At 60.1% G+C, this 23,971-nt stretch carries 15 protein-coding genes; 6 read left to right on the forward strand and 9 right to left on the reverse strand.

Annotated elements, in window-relative coordinates:
- Positions 1 to 114: 114 nt before the first annotated feature.
- Together ACMXYI_RS20755 and ACMXYI_RS20760 are read left to right on the forward strand one after the other, a co-directional pair.
- Positions 115 to 2,196, forward strand: a complete 2,082-nt coding sequence (locus ACMXYI_RS20755) for a putative bifunctional diguanylate cyclase/phosphodiesterase (protein WP_415768840.1) — start codon at positions 115 to 117, stop codon at positions 2,194 to 2,196.
- Between the two features lie 93 nt (positions 2,197 to 2,289).
- Positions 2,290 to 3,036: an SDR family oxidoreductase gene (locus tag ACMXYI_RS20760; RefSeq protein WP_415768841.1), complete on the forward strand. Its 747-nt coding sequence runs from the start codon at positions 2,290 to 2,292 to the stop codon at positions 3,034 to 3,036.
- A 129-nt stretch (positions 3,037 to 3,165) separates the two neighbouring features.
- Here the strand turns inward: ACMXYI_RS20760 and mapR are convergent, their stop codons facing one another.
- The 3 genes from mapR to ACMXYI_RS20775 form a co-directional block, all read right to left on the reverse strand.
- On the reverse strand, positions 3,166 to 4,575 hold the full coding sequence (gene mapR / locus ACMXYI_RS20765; protein ID WP_415768842.1) for a GntR family transcriptional regulator MpaR: 1,410 nt from the start codon (positions 4,573 to 4,575) through the stop codon (positions 3,166 to 3,168).
- A 147-nt stretch (positions 4,576 to 4,722) separates the two neighbouring features.
- Positions 4,723 to 6,153 (reverse strand): cytochrome c oxidase accessory protein CcoG, encoded by a 1,431-nt coding sequence (ccoG, locus tag ACMXYI_RS20770; protein WP_415768843.1) that lies wholly within the window; start codon positions 6,151 to 6,153, stop codon positions 4,723 to 4,725.
- Between the two features lie 194 nt (positions 6,154 to 6,347).
- Positions 6,348 to 6,581: a DUF3203 family protein gene (locus ACMXYI_RS20775; protein ID WP_149627920.1), complete on the reverse strand. Its 234-nt coding sequence runs from the start codon at positions 6,579 to 6,581 to the stop codon at positions 6,348 to 6,350.
- Between the two features lie 137 nt (positions 6,582 to 6,718).
- Between ACMXYI_RS20775 and ACMXYI_RS20780 the strand changes: the two genes are divergently transcribed.
- Positions 6,719 to 7,225, forward strand: a complete 507-nt coding sequence (locus tag ACMXYI_RS20780; RefSeq protein ID WP_415768844.1) for an MgtC/SapB family protein — start codon at positions 6,719 to 6,721, stop codon at positions 7,223 to 7,225.
- A gap of 112 nt (positions 7,226 to 7,337) precedes the next feature.
- Here the strand turns inward: ACMXYI_RS20780 and ACMXYI_RS20785 are convergent, their stop codons facing one another.
- Positions 7,338 to 7,505 (reverse strand): hypothetical protein, encoded by a 168-nt coding sequence (locus ACMXYI_RS20785; protein ID WP_415768845.1) that lies wholly within the window; start codon positions 7,503 to 7,505, stop codon positions 7,338 to 7,340.
- A 229-nt stretch (positions 7,506 to 7,734) separates the two neighbouring features.
- On the opposite strand from ACMXYI_RS20785, the gene ACMXYI_RS20790 reads away from it, so the two are divergent.
- From ACMXYI_RS20790 to glgB, 3 genes are all read left to right on the forward strand, one after another.
- Complete coding sequence (locus tag ACMXYI_RS20790) at positions 7,735 to 9,729, forward strand: alpha-1,4-glucan--maltose-1-phosphate maltosyltransferase (RefSeq protein WP_415768846.1); 1,995 nt, start codon at positions 7,735 to 7,737, stop codon at positions 9,727 to 9,729.
- Positions 9,730 to 9,883: 154 nt separating this feature from the next.
- On the forward strand, positions 9,884 to 13,225 hold the full coding sequence (gene treS / locus ACMXYI_RS20795) for a maltose alpha-D-glucosyltransferase (RefSeq protein WP_415768847.1): 3,342 nt from the start codon (positions 9,884 to 9,886) through the stop codon (positions 13,223 to 13,225).
- 2 nt (positions 13,226 to 13,227) lie between these two features.
- On the forward strand, positions 13,228 to 15,459 hold the full coding sequence (gene glgB / locus ACMXYI_RS20800) for a 1,4-alpha-glucan branching protein GlgB (RefSeq protein WP_415768848.1): 2,232 nt from the start codon (positions 13,228 to 13,230) through the stop codon (positions 15,457 to 15,459).
- Between the two features lie 136 nt (positions 15,460 to 15,595).
- Here glgB and ACMXYI_RS20805 read toward each other — a convergent pair whose 3' ends face one another.
- From ACMXYI_RS20805 to glgX, 5 genes are all read right to left on the reverse strand, one after another.
- The gene (locus tag ACMXYI_RS20805; RefSeq protein WP_415768849.1) at positions 15,596 to 16,669 is read right to left on the reverse strand and encodes an autotransporter domain-containing protein; all 1,074 of its coding nucleotides are present in this window, start codon (positions 16,667 to 16,669) and stop codon (positions 15,596 to 15,598) included.
- Positions 16,670 to 16,995: 326 nt separating this feature from the next.
- Entirely contained in the window at positions 16,996 to 19,563 is a 2,568-nt protein-coding gene (locus ACMXYI_RS20810) for an autotransporter outer membrane beta-barrel domain-containing protein (RefSeq protein ID WP_415768850.1), read from the reverse strand.
- A gap of 286 nt (positions 19,564 to 19,849) precedes the next feature.
- Positions 19,850 to 20,650, reverse strand: a complete 801-nt coding sequence (locus ACMXYI_RS20815) for an endonuclease/exonuclease/phosphatase family protein (protein ID WP_415768851.1) — start codon at positions 20,648 to 20,650, stop codon at positions 19,850 to 19,852.
- 248 nt (positions 20,651 to 20,898) lie between these two features.
- Positions 20,899 to 21,657, reverse strand: coding sequence for a PIG-L deacetylase family protein (locus ACMXYI_RS20820; RefSeq protein ID WP_415768852.1), 759 nt, complete (start codon positions 21,655 to 21,657; stop codon positions 20,899 to 20,901).
- Between the two features lie 148 nt (positions 21,658 to 21,805).
- Entirely contained in the window at positions 21,806 to 23,965 is a 2,160-nt protein-coding gene (gene glgX, locus ACMXYI_RS20825) for a glycogen debranching protein GlgX (protein ID WP_415768853.1), read from the reverse strand.
- Positions 23,966 to 23,971: the final 6 nt, after the last annotated feature.

The raw sequence follows: 23,971 nt of genomic DNA on the forward strand, positions 1-23,971 counted from the left end.
AACGTTTCATCGGCTTGATGGCCCTTTGCTAATTTTGTCAGTGCGTTCTTTTGCGCAATCAGTACAATCGCCCGATTTGCCCCCCGAGAACGGAGGGCTGTCGCGAGTAGTCTCATGCTTATCGGTAGCTATTCCCCTACGCTGGTTATCATCTCGCTTTTTGTGGCGATCCTCGCCTCCTATACCGCGCTCGACCTGACCGAACGCATCGCTACGGCCAAGGGTCGGGCCGTGCATCTATGGACGGCTGGCGGTGCCTTTGCCATGGGGGTTGGCGTGTGGTCGATGCATTTCATCGGCATGCTCGCGTTCAAATTGCCCATCGACCTCGGTTACGACGTCGGCATCACGTTGCTGTCTCTGGTGATTGGCATCCTGTCCTGCGGCTTTGCCCTGTGGCTGGTCAGCCAGCCACAATTGCCAGCCTGGCAATTGGCATTCGGCGCGCTGGTCATGGGTTCCGGGATCAGTGCGATGCACTACACCGGCATGGCCGCGATGCGCATGCAGCCGGGTATCGATTACGATCCGACGCTGTTCGGCACCTCGCTGCTGATCGCCGTAGTCGCCTCGGGCGCCGCGTTATGGATCGCTTTCCGCCTGCGCCAGCACACACCTTATGTCGGCCTGATCCGGGGCGGTGCGGCGGTGATCATGGGGTTCGCGATCGTCGGTATGCACTATACCGGCATGGCAGCGGCGCGTTTCCCGGATGGCAGCTTCTGTGGCGCGGCCGTCAGCGGCTTGAACGGCAAGGGCCTGGACAATCTGGTGCTGATCACCACCCTGGCAGTGTTGAGCCTTGCCTTGTTGACCTCGATCCTCGATGCGCGCCTTGAGGCCCGCACCGCAGGCCTTGCTCATTCATTGACCGAGGCCAACCGCGAACTGACGCAACTGGCCCTGCATGACACCCTGACGGGCCTGCCGAATCGCGTGTTGCTGGCTGACCGCATCGATCAGGCAATGTCCATGGTGCGCGAGCAGGGCGGTTGTTTCGCGTTGATGTTCATCGATCTGGACGGTTTCAAGCCAGTCAACGATGCCTTTGGGCACCATATGGGCGATCTGTTGTTGCGTGAGGTCGGCTTGCGCCTGCGCGAGGATTTGCGCAGCCATGACACCCTGGCGCGGATCGGCGGTGATGAATTCGTATTGCTGGTGCAACTCGTCGAGCAGGATGACGCATTGAACCTGGCGGCCCGTCAGGTCGGGCTGATCGGGCGTTCGTTCCGGGTCGGCGAACATGACTTGCAGATTTCCGCCAGCGTCGGCATCGCTATATACCCGGGCAACGGTGAAACCGCCGAAGAGTTGCTGATGAACGCCGACGCGGCGATGTACCACGCCAAGGGCACCGGGAAAAACGGCTACAGCTTCTTCGATGCCTCGATGAACAGCAACGCGCGCAAACAGCTGCAGTTATTGCAGGACTTGCGTATCGCCATTGATCAGCAGCAATTCAGTCTCTATTACCAACCCAAGTTCGATGCCAACAATGGCCGACCGGTCGGTGCGGAGGCGTTGTTGCGCTGGGTGCATCCGACCCAGGGCATGCTGCTGCCGGACAAGTTCATCGAACTGGCGGAAAAGACCGGGCTGATCATTCCTATTGGCGAGTGGGTGCTCAACGAAGCCTGCCGTCAGATGCGCGAGTGGTACGTGCTCGGGTACACCGACTGGCGCATCGCGGTGAACCTTTCTGCCTTGCAGTTCTGTCACGCGGGCCTGGTCCAGAGTGTCGCCAAAGCCTTGGCCACTCACCATTTGCCGGCCAACAGCCTGACCCTCGAGATCACGGAAACCACCGCCATGAGCGATGCCGATGCGAGCATGACGGTGCTTCAGGAGCTGTCGACAATGGGTGTCGACCTGTCGATCGATGACTTTGGCACCGGCTATTCGAGCTTGATGTACCTCAAGCGCTTGCCGGCCAACGAACTGAAGATCGACCGGGGGTTTGTCCGCGATCTGGAACGTGACAGCGATGACGCCGCCATCGTTTCTGCCATCGTCGCCCTCGGTCAGGCGCTGGGGTTGCGGATCGTCGCCGAAGGGGTGGAGACCGACTCGCAGCAAGACTTCCTGACGCAACTCGGTTGTGATTCGCTGCAGGGCTATCTGCTCGGGCACCCGCTGCCGGCCGAACGCTTCATGGTGGATATTCTGCGTGCAGAGCAATTGGCGGTGAGTTGAGAACACTGTGATTGATGTGAACCCATGCAAAAGCCAGCGATGACGGTTATTCTTGCCCCCGACTGCTAACGCTTGGAAAGGGGGAAAGCTCACATGGACAAAGTCATCGTCATCACTGGCGGCAGCCGCGGTATCGGCGCCGCCACAGCCCTGTTGGCCGCCGAACAAGGCTTTCGGATCTGCATCAACTACCTGGCCGACGAATCCGCTGCGCAAACTGTGCTGGAACAAGTCCGCGCCCTCGGCGCCCAAGCCATCGCGGTGCGCGCTGACGTCAGCATCGAAGATGAAGTGATCGCGCTGTTCCACCGCGTGGACACTGAGCTGGGCCGGGTCACGGCGCTGGTGAACAACGCCGGCACGGTCGGGCACAAGTCCCGGATCGATGAAATGTCCGAATTCCGCATTCTCAAAATCCTCAGAACCAACGTCCTGGCGCCGATCCTCTGCGCCAAACACGCGATCCTGCGCATGTCGCCCAAACATGGCGGGCAGGGTGGCAGCATCGTTAACGTGTCCTCGGTGGCCTCACGCCTGGGTGCGCCAAGTGAATACGTCGACTACGCCGCCTCCAAAGGTGCGCTGGATACGTTCACCATCGGCCTGTCCAAAGAAGTAGCCGGCGAAGGCATCCGCGTCAACGCGGTGCGCCCTGGTTACATCTACACCGATTTCCATGCATTGAGCGGCGACCCGGATCGGGTCAGCAAGCTGGAGTCGGCGATTCCGATGGCTCGGGGCGGGCGTCCGGAAGAAGTGGCTGAGGCGATTGTGTGGTTGCTGTCGGACAAGGCGTCTTATGCGACCGGGACATTCGTTGACCTCGGCGGCGGGCGTTAACACTGATCGTTCCCACGCTCTGCGTGGGAATGCCTCAAGGGACGCTCTGCGTTCCAGCTCTCGAAAGGGACGCGGAGCGTCCCGAGCTGCATTCCCACGCAGAGCGTGGGAACGATCAGGTAGGTGTGGTTAGAACGACCGCACAATCCGCCCCAGCGTCTCCATCGCCTTCTCGGCAGTCTCATCCCAAGGGCTGCCGTAATTCAGCCGGATACAATTCCTGAAGCGCTGGGTCGGTGAAAAAATCGGCCCGGGCGCAATGCTGATCCCTTGCGCCAACGCCATCTGAAACAACTTCAGAGAATCCATCTGCGGTGGCAGCTCCAGCCACAGGAAGTAGCCGCCGGCGGGTTGGCTGACGCGGGTTTGCGCCGGGAAGTAGCGCGCGATAGCGGCGAGCATGGCGCTTTGCTGTTCTTCCAGGGCATAGCGCAGTTTTCGCAGGTGCCGGTCGTAGCCGCCGTGTTGCAGGTAATCGGCAATGGCTGCCTGGGCCGGCATCGACGCGCACAGCGACGTCATGAGTTTCAGCCGTTCGATCTTCTGCGCATAGCGCCCGGCGGCGACCCAACCGATGCGGTAGCCGGGGGCCAGGCTTTTGGCGAACGAACCGCAGTGCATCACCAGCCCTTCGGTATCAAAAGACTTGGCCGGTTTCGGCGCCTGTTGGCCGTAATAGAGTTCGGCGTAGACATCGTCCTCGATCAAAGGCACCTGATGGCTGCGCAATAGCTCAACCAGTTCCTGTTTCTTCGCCTCGGGCATCGTCGCGCCCATCGGGTTCTGGAAACTGGTCATGCACCAGACAGCCTTGATCGGGTGCCGTGCCAGGGTTTGCGCGAGTACGCCAAGGTCGATGCCATCGCGCGGATGCACAGGGATTTCCACAGCTTTGAGCTTCAGCCGCTCCAGGATTTGCAGGCAGGCGTAGAACGCCGGGGCTTCGATGGCCACCAGATCGCCGGGCTCGGTGACCGCTTGCAGGCACAGGTTCAGCGCTTCCAGCGCACCATTGGTGATCAGCAGTTCTTCCATGGGCAGCATCAGCCCGCCGACCATGTAGCGCAGGGCGACTTGTCGACGCAGTTGCGGGTTGCCCGGCGACATGTCGGTGACGACCATGCGCGGGTCCATCTCGCGGGCGGCGCTGGCCAGGGAGCGGGACAGGCGCTGCAGCGGGAACAGGGTCGGGCTGGGGAAGGCCGAGCCGAAGGGCACGGTGTTCGGGTCCTTGATCGAGTCGAGAACCGAGAACACCAGTTCGCTGACGTCGACTTCGGTGGACTCGTTGACCTGACTGCTGATCACCGGCTCCGAGAACGGGCTCGGCGCGTGCGCGTTGACGAAGTAGCCGGAACGCGGGCGAGCGCGGATCAGGCCGCGGCGTTCGAGCAGGTAGTAGGCCTGGAACACCGTGGACGGGCTGACCCCATAAGTCTGGCTGGCGTAACGCACCGATGGCACACGCTGGCCGGGGCCGAGAACACCGGAGCGGATCAGTTCAGCGATGTCGTCGGCGAATTTTTCGTAGCGTTTCATCGAGGGCCTGGATGGGTGTCATTCATTGAAAAAATGGGTGGCAGTCAGGTCGCCAAGATCGCAGCCTTCGGCAGCTCCTACAATGGATCGGCGTACACCTGTAGGAGCTGCCGAAGGCTGCGATCTTTGGCTTTGCATCTTAAAGGCTCAACGATTCATCGGCGCAACAAACCGGCTCTTCGCCACGCTATAAATCTCTGGCTCATCGCTGTCGACAATCTTGAAGCTGATCGTCTGCGAACTGCTGCTCGGCCGTTCCGTGGTCATTGCCACCGACACCGGCACATCCACAATCTCGCCCGGTGCCAGGCTCAGTTCGGTCTTGCCTTGCAACTGGAAGCCGTCGCCGTCGACCAGGGTCAGGCGGTAATCCTGACGTTGCTGGGTCTTGTTGATGACTTTCAGGCTGTAGATGTTTTCGATCTGCCCCTGACTGTTCTCGCGGAACAGGCCACGGTCCTTGCTCACGTCCAGCGAGACCATCGGCCGCTCCACCAGCGCCAGGGCAAGCGCACCGATCATCACCAGCAGGACCGCGGTGTAGCCTATCAAACGCGGCCGCAACAAATGAGTCTTGCCACCCTGCAATTGATGCTCCGAGGTGTAGCTGATGAGCCCGCGGGCGTAGCCCATTTTGTCCATGATCGAATCACAGGCGTCGATGCACGCGGCGCAGCCGATGCATTCCATCTGCAAGCCGTCGCGGATGTCGATGCCGGTCGGGCAGACCTGCACGCACAACTGGCAGTCGATGCAATCACCGAGGCCGACTTCAGCCGGTGCCACGTCACGTTTGCGCGGGCCGCGGTTTTCGCCACGGGCCACGTCGTAGGAGATGGTCAGGGTGTCTTTGTCGAACATCACGCTCTGGAACCGCGCATACGGGCACATGTGCATGCACACCGCTTCACGCAGCCAACCGGCGTTGATGTAAGTCGCGCCGGTAAAGAACAGCACCCAGAACAGGCTGACGCCGCCCATCTGCAAGGTCAGCAGTTCTTCGGCCAGAGGACGGATCGGGGTGAAATAGCCGACAAAGGTCAGGCCGGTCAACAGGCTGATAGCCAGCCACAAGGTGTGCTTGGCCGAGCGGCGGATCAGTTTGTTCAGGCTCCAGGGCGCGGCTTGCAGCTTGATCCGCTGGTTGCGTTCGCCTTCGGTGATCTTCTCGCACCACATGAAGATCCAGGTCCAGGAGCTCTGCGGGCAGGTGTAACCGCACCAGACTCGCCCGGCGAACACGGTGATCGCAAACAGGCCGAACGCGGCAATGATCAGCAGCGCCGACAACAGGATGAAATCCTGCGGCCAGAAGGTCGCGCCGAAGATGTGGAATTTGCTTTCGGAAAGGTCCCAGAGCACAGCCTGGCGGCCGCCCCAGTTCAACCACACCGTGCCGAAGAACAGCAGGAACAGAAACCCCGCGCCGCTCATGCGCAGGGTACGGAATAAACCGGTGAAGCTGCGGGTGTGGATCAGGTTGTCGCTGGACTTGGCCTTCATCTTTGGACGCGAAGGCTCGTAGCTTTGTACTAGCGGGGCACTTTCAACAATTCGGACGGGGATTCTATCGCTCATGGTCTTTCGCTCATCAGCCTCCATCAGGCCTGAGCACTATGAGCGGTGATCTGTTTGCATAACAGATTCACCTATTGCAATAAAAAGCGGATCAGATGGACATTGATCCGCTGCCTGCGACAGTTGATGCACCCGCTACAGCGGGACGCAGACACCTATATCAAGCGTCTGCGGGTGTTATTGATCCGGGTCAGTCAAATCACCGAATCACTGTCGGTGGCCTTCAAATGCTTACGACCGTCGACTGCGCCTGCTACGGTCAATGCGTCGGCTTCTGCTTCGGTAATGTAGAAGCGCTGGCCGTCGAGCTCCACCGCCGACATGGCTTTTTCCGAGTCGGTAATGATGGTGACGTCGGGACACAAACGAATTTCTTCGCCGTTCTCGGTAATGAAGAAGCAGGTCTGGTTTTCGATGCGCACAGTCATGGAGGCGTCCTTTTTTCTGCGGGTTATAAGGTGTTAGGGCACAGCCGAGGATCATCGTTCTGTGCAACTGATTAATGGTCGACGCGGTCCATCCCCAATAGAGCAACTTTCCATTCAGTCATCACAAGGACAACACCATGAGCGCCTGGTGGCATGAGGTTTGGGTGACCCTGCAAGCGGAGTTCGCCGATGTTGGCGACGCTTCACAACTGACGCGCATTACCGTGCGCTTGCTGATGGCAGCGGTGCTGGGCGGGATTCTCGGCTTCGAACGCGAGCACAAGGGCAAGGCCGCCGGGGTCCGCACCCACATGCTGGTGGCGCTCGGTGCCGCGCTGTTTGTGCTGGTACCGCAAATGTCCGGCTCGCAGGCCGATGCCATGAGCCGGGTGGTGCAAGGTGTGATCGCGGGGATCGGCTTTCTTGGCGCAGGGACTATTCTGAAAAACAACGAGGGCGACGAGGGGCACGTCAAAGGCCTGACCACCGCCGCCGGGTTGTGGATGACCGCCGCCATCGGCGTCTCGGCCGGGTTGGGGCGAGAGGCGACGGCGGTGCTCAGCACGTTGTTGGCGTTGGCGATTCTCAGTGTGATGCCCGTCGTTGTGCGGATGATCGACAAGGACAAGGATCAAAATCCCTGACCTGATCGTTCCCACGCTCTGCGTGGGAATGCCTCATCGGACGCTCTGCGTTCGGCTCTCGATGGGACGCGGAGCGTCCCGGGCTGCATTCCCACGCGGAGCGTGGGAACGATCATTCGGGTGTGACAACCACCGGCGGCATGGTGCTCGGCGGTTCTTCCCGAGGTGGCGGTGTGGTACCGGGCGGGTCTTGCTCAGGCACCGGCGCAGGCTCGGTCGGCGGAATGGTCGGGCTGTCGATGTTTGGATCAGGCGTTTCGGCAGGGATCGGAATGCTCATGAATTTAGCCTCCAGTGGCACATGGCGTAAGTCGTGCTTAAGTGTGTTGACCACTGTGTAAAGGAATTGATTCCGCCGAAGGCCCAGGCAAATCCTCGTGAACTTTACCGGTGCCTGTCGCTCGGAACCTAAGTGAGTTCATTCCGGGGCGGACGATCCTGCGGGATGGCTATCCTGCTACAAGCCACAGACACAAGAGCGTCCATGGGGCGTAAAGGAGAGATGCTCGATGACTGCTGAAAAACCGACAGAGCTGAACTACAACCCTCATATGCCGCTGTCGCAGGCTTTACTGCTACCGCGCATCGCCATCGAAAACACCATGCCGACCCTCGATGGCGGGCAGTTCGCCGTCAAAGCCGTGGTCGGTCAGGACGTGGTGGTGACCAGCAAAGTGTTTGCCGACGGTCACGACAAGTTGGCCGTGCGAGTGCGCTGGCACGCCGAGGACGAGGAAACCTGGCAAAGCGAAGTCATGACCGACCTGGGCAATAACGGCTGGCAGGGCCAGTTCCGGGTCGCGCGCCAGGGCCGTTATGTGTTTTGCATCGAAGCCTGGATCGATCAGTTCGCCAGCTTCTGTTATGAGCTGGAGAAAAAACACGCCGCCAGGGTGCCAATCAGCCTGGAGTTGCAGGAGGGGCGAACGCTGGTCCAGCAAGCCGCCGAACGCACCGAAGGGCAGCTGAGTGAACAACTGGCGGCGCTGCACCATGACTTGTCGGGGCTGCTCGAAACCGAGCAGGTCGAGATGTTTCTGCACCCAAGTAGCGCCGAGTTGATGACGCAGGCCGATCATCGTGCCTATTTGAGCATCAGCCCTGAGTACCCGCTCGACGTCGAACGGGACCTGGCGCAGTTCGCCAGTTGGTATGAATTGTTTCCGCGCTCGATCACTGACGATCCGGCCCGTCATGGCACCTTCAACGATGTGCATTCGCGGCTGCCGATGATCCAGGACATGGGCTTCGATGTGCTGTACTTCCCGCCGATCCACCCGATCGGCCGCAGTTACCGCAAAGGTCCGAACAATTCCCTGACCGCCGGGCCGGACGATCCGGGCAGTCCGTATGCCATTGGCAGCGAAGAGGGCGGGCATGAAGCCATTCATTCGGAGCTGGGCACGCGCGAAGACTTCCGGCGTCTTGTCGCGGCCGCCGCAGACCATGGGCTGGAAATCGCCCTCGACTTCGCGATTCAGTGTTCCCAGGATCATCCGTGGCTGACGCAGCATCCGGGCTGGTTCAACTGGCGTCCCGACGGCACGATCAAATACGCCGAGAACCCGCCGAAGAAATATCAGGACATCGTCAATGTCGATTTCTATGCCACCGATGCGATTCCGAGTCTGTGGGTCGAGTTGCGCGACATTGTGGTGGGTTGGGTCGAGGAGGGCGTGAAGCTCTTCCGCGTCGACAACCCTCACACCAAACCGCTGCCGTTCTGGCAATGGTTGATCGCTGATGTGCGGGCGCTGTACCCCGAGGTGATCTTCCTGGCCGAAGCCTTCACCACCCCGGCAATGATGGCGCGGTTGGGCAAGGTCGGTTACTCCCAGAGCTACACCTACTTCACCTGGCGTAACAACAAGTCCGAGCTGGCCACCTATTTCACTGAACTCAATGAGTCACCGTGGCGCGAATGCTTCCGGCCGAACTTCTTCGTCAACACACCCGACATCAACCCGGCGTTTTTGCATGAGTCGGGGCGCGCCGGTTTTCTGATCCGCGCCGCGCTGGCGACCATGGGCTCCGGTCTGTGGGGCATGTATTCAGGTTTCGAACTGTGTGAAGCGGCACCGGTGCCAGGCAAGGAGGAATACCTCAATTCCGAGAAGTACGAGATCCGCCCACGGGACTTCAACGCACCGGGCAACATCATTGCCGAGATTGCCCAGCTCAACCGCATCCGCCGGCAGAACCCGGCGCTGCAGACGCACCTGGGCTTGAAGGTCTACAACGCCTGGAACGACAACATTTTGTATTTCGGCAAACGCAGCGCCGATGGCAGCAATTTCATTCTGGTGGCCGTCAGCCTTGATCCGCAGAACGTCCAGGAAGCGAATTTCGAATTGCCGCTGTGGGAAATGGGCTTGCCCGACGACGCCAGCACCCAGGGCGAAGACTTGATGAGCGGTCATCGCTGGACCTGGCACGGCAAGTACCAATTCATGCGGATAGACCCGGCGAATCAACCGTTCGGGATCTGGCGGATCACCGTTTAGCACTGATCGTTCCCACGCTCTGCGTGGGAATGCAGCCCGGGACGCTCCGCGTCCCATCCAGAGCCGAACGCGGAGCGTCCGTGAAGGCATTCCCACGCAGAGCGTGGGAACGATCTGGGCCGAGGCGCTTTCCAGTTTTCAACAGGAGTTTCAAATGGCGAAGAAACCCAAGGCTGCCACCTTTATCAAGGACCCGCTCTGGTACAAGGATGCGGTGATCTACCAGGTACACGTTAAGTCTTTTTTCGACTCCAACAACGACGGGATCGGCGACTTTCCCGGTCTTATCGCCAAACTCGATTACATTGCCGATCTGGGCGTCAACACCATCTGGCTGTTGCCGTTCTATCCCTCGCCACGACGCGACGATGGCTACGACATCGCCGAATACCGTGGCGTGCATTCCGACTACGGCACCATGGCCGACGCCAAGCGGTTCATCTCGGAAGCCCATAAACGTGGCCTGCGGGTGATTACCGAACTGGTCATCAACCACACCTCGGACCAGCACGCCTGGTTCCAGCGCGCGCGCAAAGCCAAGAAAGGTTCGGCGGCGCGGGACTTTTACGTCTGGTCCGATGACGATCAAAAGTACGACGGCACTCGCATCATCTTTCTCGACACCGAAAAATCCAACTGGACCTGGGATCCGGTGGCCGGCCAGTACTTCTGGCACCGTTTCTATTCCCACCAGCCAGACCTGAACTTCGATAACCCGCAAGTCATGAAAGCCGTGCTGTCGGTGATGCGCTACTGGCTGGACATGGGCATCGACGGTCTGCGTCTGGACGCGATTCCGTACCTGATCGAACGCGACGGCACCAACAACGAAAACCTGCCCGAGACCCACGACGTCCTCAAGCAGATCCGTGCCGAAATCGACGCCAATTACCCGGACCGCATGCTGCTGGCCGAGGCCAATCAGTGGCCGGAAGACACCCAGCTGTATTTTGGCGACACCGACAAGAAAGGCCTGAACGGTGACGAATGCCACATGGCGTTCCACTTCCCGCTGATGCCGCGCATGTACATGGCGCTGGCCCAGGAGGACCGTTTCCCGATCACCGACATTCTGCGTCAGACCCCGGAGATCCCGGCCAACTGTCAGTGGGCGATTTTCCTGCGCAACCACGATGAGCTGACCCTGGAAATGGTCACCGACAAGGAGCGCGATTACCTGTGGAATTACTACGCGGCCGACCGTCGGGCGCGGATCAACCTGGGCATTCGCCGCCGCTTGGCGCCGTTGATGGAGCGCGATCGTCGCCGGGTGGAACTGCTCAACAGTTTGCTGCTGTCGATGCCCGGCACGCCGACTCTGTATTACGGCGACGAAATCGGCATGGGTGACAACATCTACCTCGGCGACCGCGATGGTGTGCGTACACCGATGCAATGGTCGATTGACCGTAACGGCGGTTTCTCCCGCGCCGACCCGGCGAGCCTGGTGCTGCCGCCGATCATGGACCCGCAATATGGCTACTTGTCGGTCAACGTTGAAACCCAAGCCGGCGACCCGCATTCGCTGCTGAACTGGACCCGGCGCATGCTCGCCGTGCGCAAGCAGTCCAAGGCCTTCGGTCGCGGCACGCTGAAAATGCTTTCGCCGAGCAACCGGCGGATTCTGGCTTACACCCGGGAATTCACGGGGCCGGATGGCAAGTACGAAATCATTCTGTGTGTGGCCAACGTGTCGCGCAGTGCGCAAGCGGCGGAACTGGATCTGTCCGCGTACGCCGGCATGGTGCCGGTCGAGATGCTGGGCGGTAACGCCTTCCCGCCGATCGGCCAGCTTAATTTCCTGCTGACCCTGGCGCCTTACGGTTTCTACTGGTTCGGCCTGGCGGCGGAAAACCAGATGCCGAGCTGGCACGTGGAACCGGCGCAAAGCCTGCCGGACTTCACCACGCTGGTGCTGAAAAAACAAATGGAAGAACTGCTCGAAGCGCCGTCCCGCGGCACGCTGGAGCAGGGCATCCTGCCGAACTGGCTACAGAATCGCCGCTGGTTTGCCGGCAAGGACGCGGCCATCGAACAGGTCAACATCGCTTACGGCGTGCGCTTCGGCGATCCGCTGCACCCTGTGCTGTTGAGTGAAATCGACGTCACCAGCGGCGGCCAGACCAGCCGCTATCAATTGCCGTTCGGTTTTATCTCCGAAGATCAGGTCGGTGCCGCGTTGCCTCAGCAACTGGCCTTGTCTCGGGTCCGGCGCGTGCGTCAGGTCGGCTTGATCACTGACGCCTTCAGCCTCGACACCTTTGTACATGCGGTATTGCAAGGCATGCAAAGTAATGCCGTATTGCCATCCAGTGCGGGCGATATCTGTTTTGAGCCGACGTGGGAACTGGCGAAACTCGGTCTGACCGGTGAATCGGAAGTGCGTTACCTGTCCGCCGAACAGTCCAACAGTTCGGTGGTGATCGGCAACAGCCTGGTGCTGAAACTGATCCGCAAGGTCGCGTCTGGCGTGCACCCGGAACTGGAAATGAGCGCGTTCCTGACTCATGCCGGTTTCCGCAATATCTCGCCGCTGCTGGGTTCGGTGGTTCGCCGCGATCCGGCGGGCGAGGACAATCTGCTGATGATTGCCCAGGGCTATTTGAGCAATCAGGGCGACGCTTGGGAATGGACCCAGAACAACCTCGAACGGGCGCTGCGCGATGAGCTGGCCGACGCCATGTCCGAGCAGGAGCAACACTACAACGCCTTGGGCGAACTGAGAGACTTCGCCGGCATGCTCGGTCAGCGTCTGGGTGAAATGCATCAGCTGCTGGCGTCGCCCAGCGACAACCCGGACTTCGCCCCGCAGGTCACCACCCAGAAAGATGCCCTGGCCTGCGCCAAGGACGTGACGGAGCAATTGGAGTACGCGCTGAAGTTGCTCAAACAGCATCAAAGCGAATTGAACCCGGCAGACAAAGCCTTGGTCACTCGTTTAGTGGACAACAAAAAAGCCATCCTCAGCCATGTTCAGGAGCTGGGCAAAAAAGCCGTTGGTGGTCTGCGCATTCGCGTCCACGGCGACTTGCACCTGGGCCAGGTGCTGGTGATCAAGGGCGACGCCTACCTGATCGACTTCGAAGGCGAGCCGGCGCGACCGCTGCATGAGCGACGGGGCAAACACAGCCCGTACAAAGATGTCAGTGGCGTATTGCGCTCCTTTGACTACGCTGCGGCGATGGCGATCAATGTGCACAACGTCGACAACACGGCCGATGTCCAAGCCGCTCGTCAACGTGTCGCCGATCGCTATTTAAATGAAGCAAGACAAGCATTTGTCGACGCTTATCGGCTGGCGGCAGCTAGTCTTGCTCATGCATGGCAAGATCCGGAAGGCGAGGACGCCGCATTGGCGTTATTCGGCCTGGAGAAGGCAGCGTATGAAGTGGCCTACGAGGCAGAAAATCGCCCCACATGGTTGCCCGTGCCGTTGCACGGTTTGTATGGGTTATTGAGTGGGCTTAAACCCTTTTCCGATCTTGGTGGAGAGTAGTCATGAGTTTCTCGAACAAGGAACAGGGACACGCTAAAGAAGCGTTGCTGCCCAGATCGCGGGACATCGACGCACTGGTACGCGCCGAACATCACGACCCCTTTGCAATACTCGGCCCCCACGGCGATGGTGCCGGCGGGCAATTCATTCGGGCCTATTTGCCGGACGCCTTGAGCGTGCAGGTACTGGCCAAAGACTCCGGGGAGGAACTCGGCAACCTTGAGGCCACCCAGACGCCGGGCCTGTTCGTCGGGCATTTCGATCGGGCGCAGCCGTATCTGCTGCGTACCCGGTGGGCCGGCGGCGAACAAATCTCCGAAGACCCTTACAGCTTTGGCCCGTTGCTCGGCGAGATGGACTTGTACCTGTTCGCCGAAGGCAATCACCGCGATCTCAGCGCTTGCCTGGGCGCGCAGCTGAGAACGGTCGACGGTGTCGACGGCGTGCGTTTCGCCGTGTGGGCACCGAACGCCAAAAGGGTGTCGGTGGTGGGTGATTTCAACAACTGGGACGGTCGCCGGCACCCGATGCGCCTGCGTCATCCGACCGGTGTATGGGAAATTTTCGTCCCGCGCATGCAAGCGGGGGAAACGTACAAATACGAAATCCTCGGTACCCACGGCATTCTGCCGCTTAAGGCCGACCCGATGGCGCTGGCCACCTCGCTGCCGCCGGACACCGCGTCAAAAGTCGCTTCGCCGCTGAACATCGATTGGCAGGATCAGGAGTGGATGCAATCCCGGGGCGACCGTCATCGGCCGAGTGCGCCGCTGTCGATCTACGAATTGCATGCTGGTTCGTGGCAATGTGAGCTGGATGATCTGGGCGAGGTCGCCCGCCAGTACACCTGGCATGAGTTGGCCGAGCGGCTGATTCCTTACGTGAAGGAACTGGGTTTCACCCACATCGAACTGATGCCGATCATGGAACACCCGTTCGGCGGTTCCTGGGGCTATCAGCTGCTGTCGCAATTCGCCCCGAGCGCCCGCTACGGTACGCCGGATGATTTCGCCGCGTTCATCAATGCCTGCCACCAGGCCGACATCGGCGTGATCCTCGACTGGGTGCCAGCGCATTTTCCGACCGATACCCACGGCCTGGCGCAGTTCGACGGCACCGCGCTGTACGAATACGGCAACCCGCAGGAAGGCTTCCATCAGGATTGGGACACGCTGATCTACAACCTGGGCCGCACCGAAGTGCACGGCTACATGCTGGCCTCGGCGCTGCACTGGCTGAAACATTTCCACGTCGACGGTCTGCGGGTCGATGCCGTGGCTTCGATGCTGTATCGCGATTACTCGCGCAAGGCCGGCGAATGGGTGCCAAACCGTCACGGCGGTCGGGAAAACCTTGAAGCCATCGACTTCCTGCGCCATCTCAATGACGTGGTAGATCTTGAAGCCCCCGGCGCGCTGGTGATTGCCGAAGAGTCCACCGCGTGGCCGGGTGTAAGCCAGGGCACGCAACAGGGCGGACTGGGCTTCGACTACAAGTGGAACATGGGCTGGATGCACGATTCGCTGCATTACATCCAGCAGGACCCGGTGTACCGCGCCCATCACCACAACGAGCTGAGTTTCGGCCTGGTGTATGCCTGGTCCGAGCGCTTTATCCTGCCGATCTCCCACGACGAGGTGGTACACGGCAAGCACTCGCTGATCGACAAGATGCCCGGCGACCGCTGGCAGAAATTCGCCAACCTGCGCGCCTACCTCAGTTTCATGTGGGCGCATCCGGGCAAGAAGCTGCTGTTCATGGGCTGCGAGTTTGGTCAGTGGCGTGAGTGGAACCACGATCAGCAACTCGACTGGTACTTGCTGCAGTACTCGGAACACAAAGGTGTGCAGAAACTCGTCGGCGATCTCAATCGGCTGTATCGCGAAGAGCCGGCGCTGCATGATCAGGACGACGCGCCGCAAGGCTTCCAGTGGTTGATTGGTGATGATGCAATCAACAGCGTCTACGCCTTCATGCGCTGGAGCAGGGATGGGCGGCCGGTGTTGGTGGTGGCTAACTTCACGCCGGTGCCACGTGAGGGGTATCGCATCGGCGTACCGTTTGCCGGGCGTTGGACCGAGGTGATCAACAGCGATGCTGCCACTTACGCCGGTTCGAACTATGGCAACAGCGGCGGGGCGTTTACCGAAGACGAGCCGAGCCATGGCCAGGCACTCTCGTTGGTATTGAACCTGCCGCCGCTGGCGGTGTTGATGCTGCGTCCGGAGGGTTGATCTAGAACCGAGTCGCCGCCATTCGCGAGCAGGCTCGCTCCCACATTAGATTTTTGTCGTATACAAAACTAATGTGGGAGCGAGCCTGCTCGCGAAGGCGTCAGCCCTGAAAAAAGCATTTCTTCAAGTGTGACGCTCACCACCGCATCCGCACACCCAAGCTCCCAATCAACCCGTTCAAATCATTTTCATCCACCGCACTGCTGTAGTCGGCGCTGACGTAAAAACTCACGGCGGGCGTCACTCTGGCCACCAACCCCAAACCCACTTCGACGGTCGATGAATAGCGGCTGCTGCTGATCTTCTCGACCTGATCGAGGTTCACGGTATTGCCGGTGTACACCGTGTGCCACACGTTGGTTCGCACATAGGGTTCGACCCCCAGACCGTTGATGTCGTAACTACCTTTCAACCGTGCACCGACCCGGCCGCTCCAGGACGTCAGATCGCTGGACGAGGCATTGCCGGAGCCGGCATACGGGGTGTCCAGGGTAATGCGTTGATTGATCAACTGTGCCTGGGGTTCAACTACCCAGTTATCGCTCAGACCAATGGGGAAACCACCTTCCACCGACAGCGTCACCGCGCTGCCCTCGGTCGCCAGTCGGGCGCCCTGGTCATTGCGGGTATAACCGTTGACCCGGCCGCCGCTGGCCGTCAAATCCACGTGCCAGCCTTGGGGCCCGGTCAGGCTCCAGTAGGCGCCGAGGCTCTGGCCTTCGAGGTTGAGGGTGTCGTGGCTGGGGTCAGCAAGGGCGCGACCGGTCAGCAGCCCGTTGCTGTTGCCTTGTAACTGAGTGACGCCGCCAACCAGTCCGACCCGCTGGGTATGACCGCTACCGCTTTGCAGAGTCAGGATCGCCGGACCTTTGAATTCGCTACTGCCAGGGATAGCAAACCCCTGAGCCAGAACATCGGTTTGCGCCTGTCGCGAAGCCTGCCCATACACCTGATCCCAGGCCGAAGGCGCAGCGTCCTCGATGGTCAGGCGCGAAGTTCGTGTATCGGAGGCGGCGCTGAAGCGGCCGGGGTAGGGGGTGGTGAAAGTGACGGCTGGCAAGGTCATGACCGGAACGTCCTGACGGTACCAAGGTGTGGTTTCATCTTCTGCAGGCCCTGCCTGTACATCCATGGACGAGCACAGAAGGAGTGAACTCGAGACAGCGCAAAAAGTAACTTTGATCTCTTGTTGGGTGAATGAAGTTTTCATGGAGGTCTACCTTGCAATCGCATGCCGTAGCTCGCTCTGGCGTCTCTCTCCTACCCCGAATGAGGGGCGACCGAATGTAGTGGGGCAAGCCTCTGGCCGCCCGATTTTGCGGGAGTCTGGGGGGTTGCCCCGGGTGATATTTCCGGGGGTAGTAATGTGTAGCTAAGAAGACCCTTGACATCGCGTCAAGAAAATGGCCGATAAATGGTATGTGTATTTTAGGACTCGCAAGTGACTGATTTACGCCGCACATCTAAGTTCTTGTTTGTTCGAAAAATCGTCAAGAAATCCGCGTTCCAGAGCGTTTTTGATAGTGGGCTACCGGTCTACCAACTCACCCTGACACCGACATTTGCGGCCGTTCCGCGCAGTTGATTGCTGTCGATATTGCTGGTGTACGCGACTGCGCCATACACGCTCACGGTTTTCGCGAGGCTAAGCACCACGCCGACACCGAGGTCGGCCGATGACGATTTTTGCTCGGTATCGATCCGGTCTGCGCCGTCGAAGGTTACCGAGTCGGTACCGGAAAGGGTGTGCCACAGATTGGCTCGTACATAAGGTTCCAGTGGTCGTCCGCTGACTTGGTAGCGGCCTTTGAGTCGAGCGCCGAGGCGACCGGTCCAGGCACCGTCGGAGTCGAATGAGACGTGGGAAATGCCGTCGTCCTGGCTGTCCAGCGAGACTTTTTGATGGATGACCTGCGCCTGGGGTTCAACAACCCAGTTACCCGTCACTTGAATTGGATAGCCGGCTTCCGCCGAAACAGTCAAGGCGTGGCCTCGGTTGTCCAGTTCGAGGCCGCGTTCGGAGTGGCTGTCACCGTCGAGCCGGGTGCCCATGATGACGGTGTCGACGTACCAGCCCTTGGGATCGGTCAACGTCCAGTACACGCCATAACTGTCGCCTTCAAGTTCCACTTTGCCAGCGCGCTTGTCTTCGAAGCCTTGGTTGAAACCGTCGACATCGCCCCGCAAACGCGTATGCCCGACAAAAAAACCAGTGCGCTGGGTCTGTCCATTGGAAGTCTGTGAGCTGTACACATCGTTACCCACCTGGAAACCGCTGAGCGAACCGTCGAGCCTTGGCGTTACGGTGCCGGCCCAGGTCTGATCGACGTGCTTGCCGTAGACCCGGCCCCAGCCAGCGCCAAAGGCCCCGGTTTCGTTGAGCAGGCGCTGATCGCCCTGGCGATCATGGAAAGTGCCGAGTGCATTCAGGGTCAGTTGCGCGGCAGCGGGTGGCAGTACCGACCAGGTCGGGACCTCGGGGCGGTACAGCGGAATCGGTGACGCGCCCGGTACGGCTGCCGGTAAAACCGGTAGCGGTGGACTGCCGGCGGGAGCGAGTGCAGCCACCGGCGTTGCGATAACCGGGACGACAATTGGTGGCAAGGCCGGATCCGGGTTTGGGAGGGTGACGGTCGCGGGGGCCACAACGGCAGAGCGCAAATACCAACTGTTTTCGCTGCCTGCACTAACGCCACCCTTGAACAGGTAGTAATCGAAGGCACCCGCAGATAGCGGACCTTTGAGCGCAAACGCATCGGGGGTGCTGACAGCAGTGCCTTGAGCCTGTACCAACTCAATGCCGTTCTGCTGCGTCAACCCGCCGGTTCCGCCCAGATTGGTGACCGTGATCAATGTGCTGCCGGTCAATGTCCCATCGTTCACCACCAGTTTGTCGCTGGGGGAGTTGTCGTCTCCCACCACGCTTTGCAACAGCAACTGGCCGCCGTTGCCCGCGTAATTGCCTTGCACGGTCAGGGTGTCATTGGTGCGGGTATTACCGCTGCCGAGGTCGATCCGCCCGGCGTTGTTCAAGGTTGCACGCTGGCCGGCGGTGAATGGCGTGATGTTGCCCTGGGTTGACGTCAGCGTGCTGCTGCCATCGATATTGAACACACCGGTGCCGCTGGCACTGTCGCCCAATACAAAGTTGCCGGCCAGATCGAACTGCGAACTGTTGTTCAGGTTGACCGTTTCCCAGTTGATGTACCGGGCAGCGCCCGCTGAAGTGGTGTGGTCGAAGGTCAGCAGGTCTGTGCCGTTTCCACCGTCGATGCTCGGGGTGAGGGCGAGGGTGCTTTCGCCGAGATTTCCCAGGGTGGCACTGTCGTTGCCGACGCCCATGAGGATGGCCGAGCGGATGATACCGCCACCGTTCCACACCAACGTGTCGTTGCCGGCGCTGGCGCGGACCTCGCCGACGATCTCGCCACCCGTCACCGTGATGCTGTCGTTGCCGCCGCTGACACTGACGTTGCCGCCAATTCGCCCGGCGGACACGATGATGGTATCGGTGCCGAAACCGGTCACCAGGTTGCCGAGGATCTGCCCGCCGGACATGTCAAAGGTGTTGTCGTCGAGTTTCATGTCGACGCGACCGATCGTGCCACCCGTTATCTGCGCAAAGTCACCGTCTTCAAAGCCGCCGACAATCGTGCCGCCGGTCATCAGGAATTGGTCAAAACCATCGCCCTGCGCCAGGGACTGAATACTCCCGCCATTCATGATGAAGGTGTCGATGCCGCTGTGCTGGTGGACTTCGCCGGTAATCTGCCCGTTGTCGATTTGCAGAATATTGGCGCCGTCGCCCTGATCGAGTACGCCTGCGATGGTGCCCGAACCCATGAGCACCCGGTCGACACCCGCGCCGAAGGTTACGTCACCATTGATGGTGCCGGTGCCATTGGCGGGAAAGGTCAGTGTGTTGTTGCCCGACAAATCGGTCAGCGGGCCACTGCTGGCGCTGTCGCACACGTAGTTGTCGTTGCCGGCGGTAGGTGTGAGCGTACAGGCCGCGTGGGCGGTCTGGGACCAGCCTATCCAAAGCCAGAGAGAAACGGCGCAGGCTGAGTAACGGTACTTGGGCAGTTCTGTCGAAAATATCATGCTCGTCTCCACGCATCGATTGGCGCCCGATCCCTTCACTCGTCATGAGTGAAAAAGTTTCAGGCGTCCTTGGCAGCGCGAATTGCGAGACGACATCGGTAATACAAGTACCCGAACTGGAAAACCTTCGGCAAAGTTGGCTGCTACGGTTGTATGTCCGTACATGCAACGGGTACGGGCATGTGCACCGTAACAACAGATTTTGAAAGTGGCTACTGTCAGAAGTAACAGGTAGGGCAGCGGATTTCCTTCTCAGGCACAGTATTCAACCGAGCTATTGGGCGTTTCAAAGATGCACTTCCACCGCCAACGGCAAGTGATCCGACAAATGCGTCCAGGGCTTGTGCCCCAGTATTCGCGGCTCATGACTGCTGGCATTGCGCAGATAAATCCGATCCAGGCGCAGCAGCGGAAAGCGTGCCGGATAGGTTTTCGCCGGGCGACCGTGGTGACGCTCGAAGGCTTCATGCAGATAGTCGCGTCGGGCGAGGGCGGTGTTACCTTGCAGCTGCCAGTCGTTGAAGTCGCCGGCTATAATCACCGGCGCATCGTCGGGCAAGGATTCGAGCAGTAGGCACAGTAGCTGGAGCTGCAGCTGGCGATGGCTTTCCAGCAGACTCAAGTGAACGCAGATCGCATGGACTTCAGTATGCCCCGGCACATCCAGAACGCAATGCAGCAGGCCGCGGCGTTCCGGGCCGGTGATCGAGACGTCGAGGTTGCGGTGTTCGCGGATCGGGTATTTCGATAACAGGGCATTGCCGTGGTGACCGTTGGGGTAGACCGCGTTACGACCGTAGGCGAAGTCGCTCCACATGCTGTCGGCCAGGAACTCGTATTGTGAGGTCTGCGGCCAATCGTTGTAGCGAGTGGAATGGCGGTCGTGTTCACCGACGACTTCCTGCAGGAACACCAGGTCCGCCGACGTACTGCGTACCGCTTCACGCAGTTCCGGGAGAATGAAACGTCGGTTGAGTGCGGTAAAACCCTTGTGGGTGTTGACCGTCAGCACTCTCAGTCGATGAATCGCCAGAGGCGTGTTCAATGGAGATGATCCGACGGCCTGCCACTTGGAATCACTGGTCACGTTCACTCCTCTGAATCAGGACTGCTTATGTATGCGACTGATTCAGCGGCGGGCAGTTCAGAGTGATTCGTCGTAACAACCGTTCACCGAAAACTGTAGCAGCTGTCGAGCTTGCGAGGCTGCGTTCGGCTGCGTAGCAGTCGTCATCCAGAACATGCAGTTTGCCTGACACACCGCGTTGCCGGATCTCACGACTGCTTCGCAGCCGAACGCAGCCTCGCAAGCTCGACAGCTGCTACAAAGTTGTGTCAGACGAAGACAATTTCGTAGGGCAACCGTATCCGTTCCAGAAGCACCGGGGGCAGCAGTGGGGCGAGGCCGATGGCCGGTTCGCCGTCGAGCTGGCTGGCATAGGCGTGGGTGGCGTGGCTTTTGCGCGCGACGGTCCAGGTGTCCAGGCGAACCTTGCGCGCGCGATGCCATGGGATGAGCCCTCGATCACGCGTTGGCCAGTGCCACGCCCAGACCGGTACTTCGTTGAGCTCCGCCCCGACCATGGCCGCGGCCTTGGCGCTGGCCCGACCCACGGCGTCATGGTCGACAATGCCATCCTCGCGCCAGGTGCTGAACACCACATCCCCGGGACGTAAATAACGGGCAATGAATTGCGTCAACTGAAATTCCCGTTCGGCCAGGGCGTTGTCGGTGAAGCCGCCACGAATCCATTTCAGGCTGTGCATCGGCAGCCCGAGCCGGCGCAAGGCTTCGAGGCTTTCCTGGGGGCGGAACACGCTCAAGCGTTTCTCCGACCACTGTTGCGAGCCCGGATGGCTGGCGCTGCCGTCGGTAATCGAGATCAATTGCAGGGGATGCCCCAAGGCGCTGAGCAGCTGCAGCAGGCCGCCGCAGGTCACGACTTCATCGCCAGGGTGTGGGGCAATCACCACGGCGCGTGCGCCGGCGGGGACCAGGGTCTGAGTGCTGATGACAGGAATGTTGTCCAGTTGCGGGGCGCTGTTCCAGATTTGTACTGGCGGGATGCTTTCACTGATGGAGACCGGTTTCATGGCTACGTCCTTGTTCTCGTTGATAGCAATGTGCGGCGCTCCAAACCCTGGATTGCCGCGAGGAGAGTATTGCTCAAGACACGCTATTCGTCGCCTCGATGCTCCATCCGGTACGTTTTTTTATCCGAGCTATCCCTGAAGGTCCATTTCACTCTTCTTCCTCATGCTGCAATTCGAACAGCAGCAGCGAACGACCGGTGACGGAATATTCGTGTCCGAACTCGAAGCGTTCCTGCCCGCGAATCGACGGTTGATTGGTGTCGATCATGCACGTCCAGTGATAGCCGTCAGGCACTTCCGGCAAGGTGAAGTTGACGATGTCGTGATGCGCGTTGACCACCAGCAACAAGGTCGCGTCACCACCCTTGCGACGGATACCGGTTTCCTGGGCGCGGCCATCGAGCAGCATGCCGAGGCAGCGGCCATGGCCTTCCTCCCATTGTTCGATGGACATTTCGCTGCCATCCGGCGCGAGCCAGGTGACGTCCTTGACGCCGATGTCCTCGTTGTAATTGCCCACCAGGAACCGGCCGCGACGCAGGATCGGGTAGGTCAGGCGCAACTTGATCAGCCGTTTAACAAACTTGAGCAGGGCCTTGCCGTCTTCGCTCAGGTCCCAATTGACCCAACCGATCTCGCTGTCCTGGCAATAGGCGTTGTTGTTGCCTTCCTGGGTGCGGGCGAATTCGTCGCCGGCCACCAGCATCGGCGTGCCTTGGGACAGCAGCAGCGTGGCGAAGAAATTGCGCATCTGCCGCTGACGCAGCTCATTGATCTCGGGATCGTCAGTCGGGCCTTCGACGCCGTGGTTCCAGGACAGGTTGTTGTTGCTGCCGTCCTGATTGTTCTCGTCGTTGGCTTCGTTGTGTTTGTCGTTGTACGACACCAGGTCGTTAAGGGTGAAACCGTCGTGGGCGGTGACGAAGTTCACCGAGGCATACGGCCGCCGGCCACGCTGATTGAACATCTCGCCGGAGGCGGTCATGCGACTGGCGAAGTCCGCCAGTTGGCCGTCGTCGCCTTTCCAGAACGCACGCACGGTGTCGCGGAATTTGTCATTCCACTCGACCCAGCCGGGCGGAAAGTTACCGACCTGATAGCCGCCGGGGCCACAATCCCAGGCTTCTGCAATCATCTTCACCTGACGCAGCACCGGGTCCTGACGGCAGGCCACAAGGAAGCTGTGACGTTCGTCGAAGCCATCGTGGTAACGACCGAGAATGGTCGCCAGGTCGAAGCGGAAACCGTCGACGTGCATTTCCGAAGCCCAGTAGCGCAGGGAGTCGGTGACCATTTGCAGCACGCACGGGTGACTCAGGTCCAGGGTGTTGCCGGTGCCGGAATCGTTGATGTAGTAGCGTTTGTCTTCGGGCATCAAGCGGTAGTAGGAGGCGTTGTCGATGCCGCGCATGGACAGGGTCGGGCCTTGCTCGTTGCCCTCGGCGGTGTGGTTGTAGACCACGTCGAGGATCACTTCAAGATTGGCTTCGTGCAGGTGCGCGACCATCTCCTTGAACTCGGCGATCTTGCCGCTGGCCAGGTAACGCGGGTCGGGGGCGAAGAACGCGATGCTGTTGTAGCCCCAGTAATTGGTCATGCCTTTGTGCAATAGATGCTGGTCGTTGACGAAGGCATGGATCGGCAGCAATTCCACCGTCGACACGCCGAGCTTGCGGATGTGTTCCAGCACGTCATCGACCATCAACCCGGCGAAGGTACCGCGCAGATTCTCAGGGACGGAGGGGTGACGCATGCTGATACCGCGCACATGAGTCTCATAAATGATGGTCTTGTCCCAAGGCACGCTGACCCGATGGTCGTGGCCCCAGGTGTGAGCCGGGTCGATCACCTTGCACTTGGGTACGAACGGGGCGCTGTCACGTTCATCAAAACTGAGGTCGGCGTCGGGGTGGCCGATGGTGTAGCCGAACAGCGCTTCGGACCATTTCAACTGGCCGACCAATTGTTTGGCGTAGGGGTCGATCAGCAGTTTGTTGTGGTTGAAGCGATGACCGTTCGCCGGGTCGTACGCGCCGTAGACACGGTAGCCGTAGATCATCCCCGGATGCGCGTCGGGCAGGTAGCCGTGGTAGATCTCGTCGGTGTATTCCGGCAGTTCGATGCGTTCCAGTTCGACTTCGCCGGCATCATCGAAGATGCACAGCTCGACCTTGGTGGCATTGGCGGAAAACAAGGCAAAGTTGACGCCTAGGCCATCCCAGGTCGCGCCCAGCGGGAAGGGCAAGCCTTCACGGATTCGCGAGGCCTCGACCTGAGGTTCTGGCGCGGCTTTCTTCGGACTGGTCATAGGTGC

It is taken from the genome of Pseudomonas lyxosi, assembly GCF_047758685.1.
Lineage (GTDB): Bacteria > Pseudomonadota > Gammaproteobacteria > Pseudomonadales > Pseudomonadaceae > Aquipseudomonas > Aquipseudomonas lyxosi.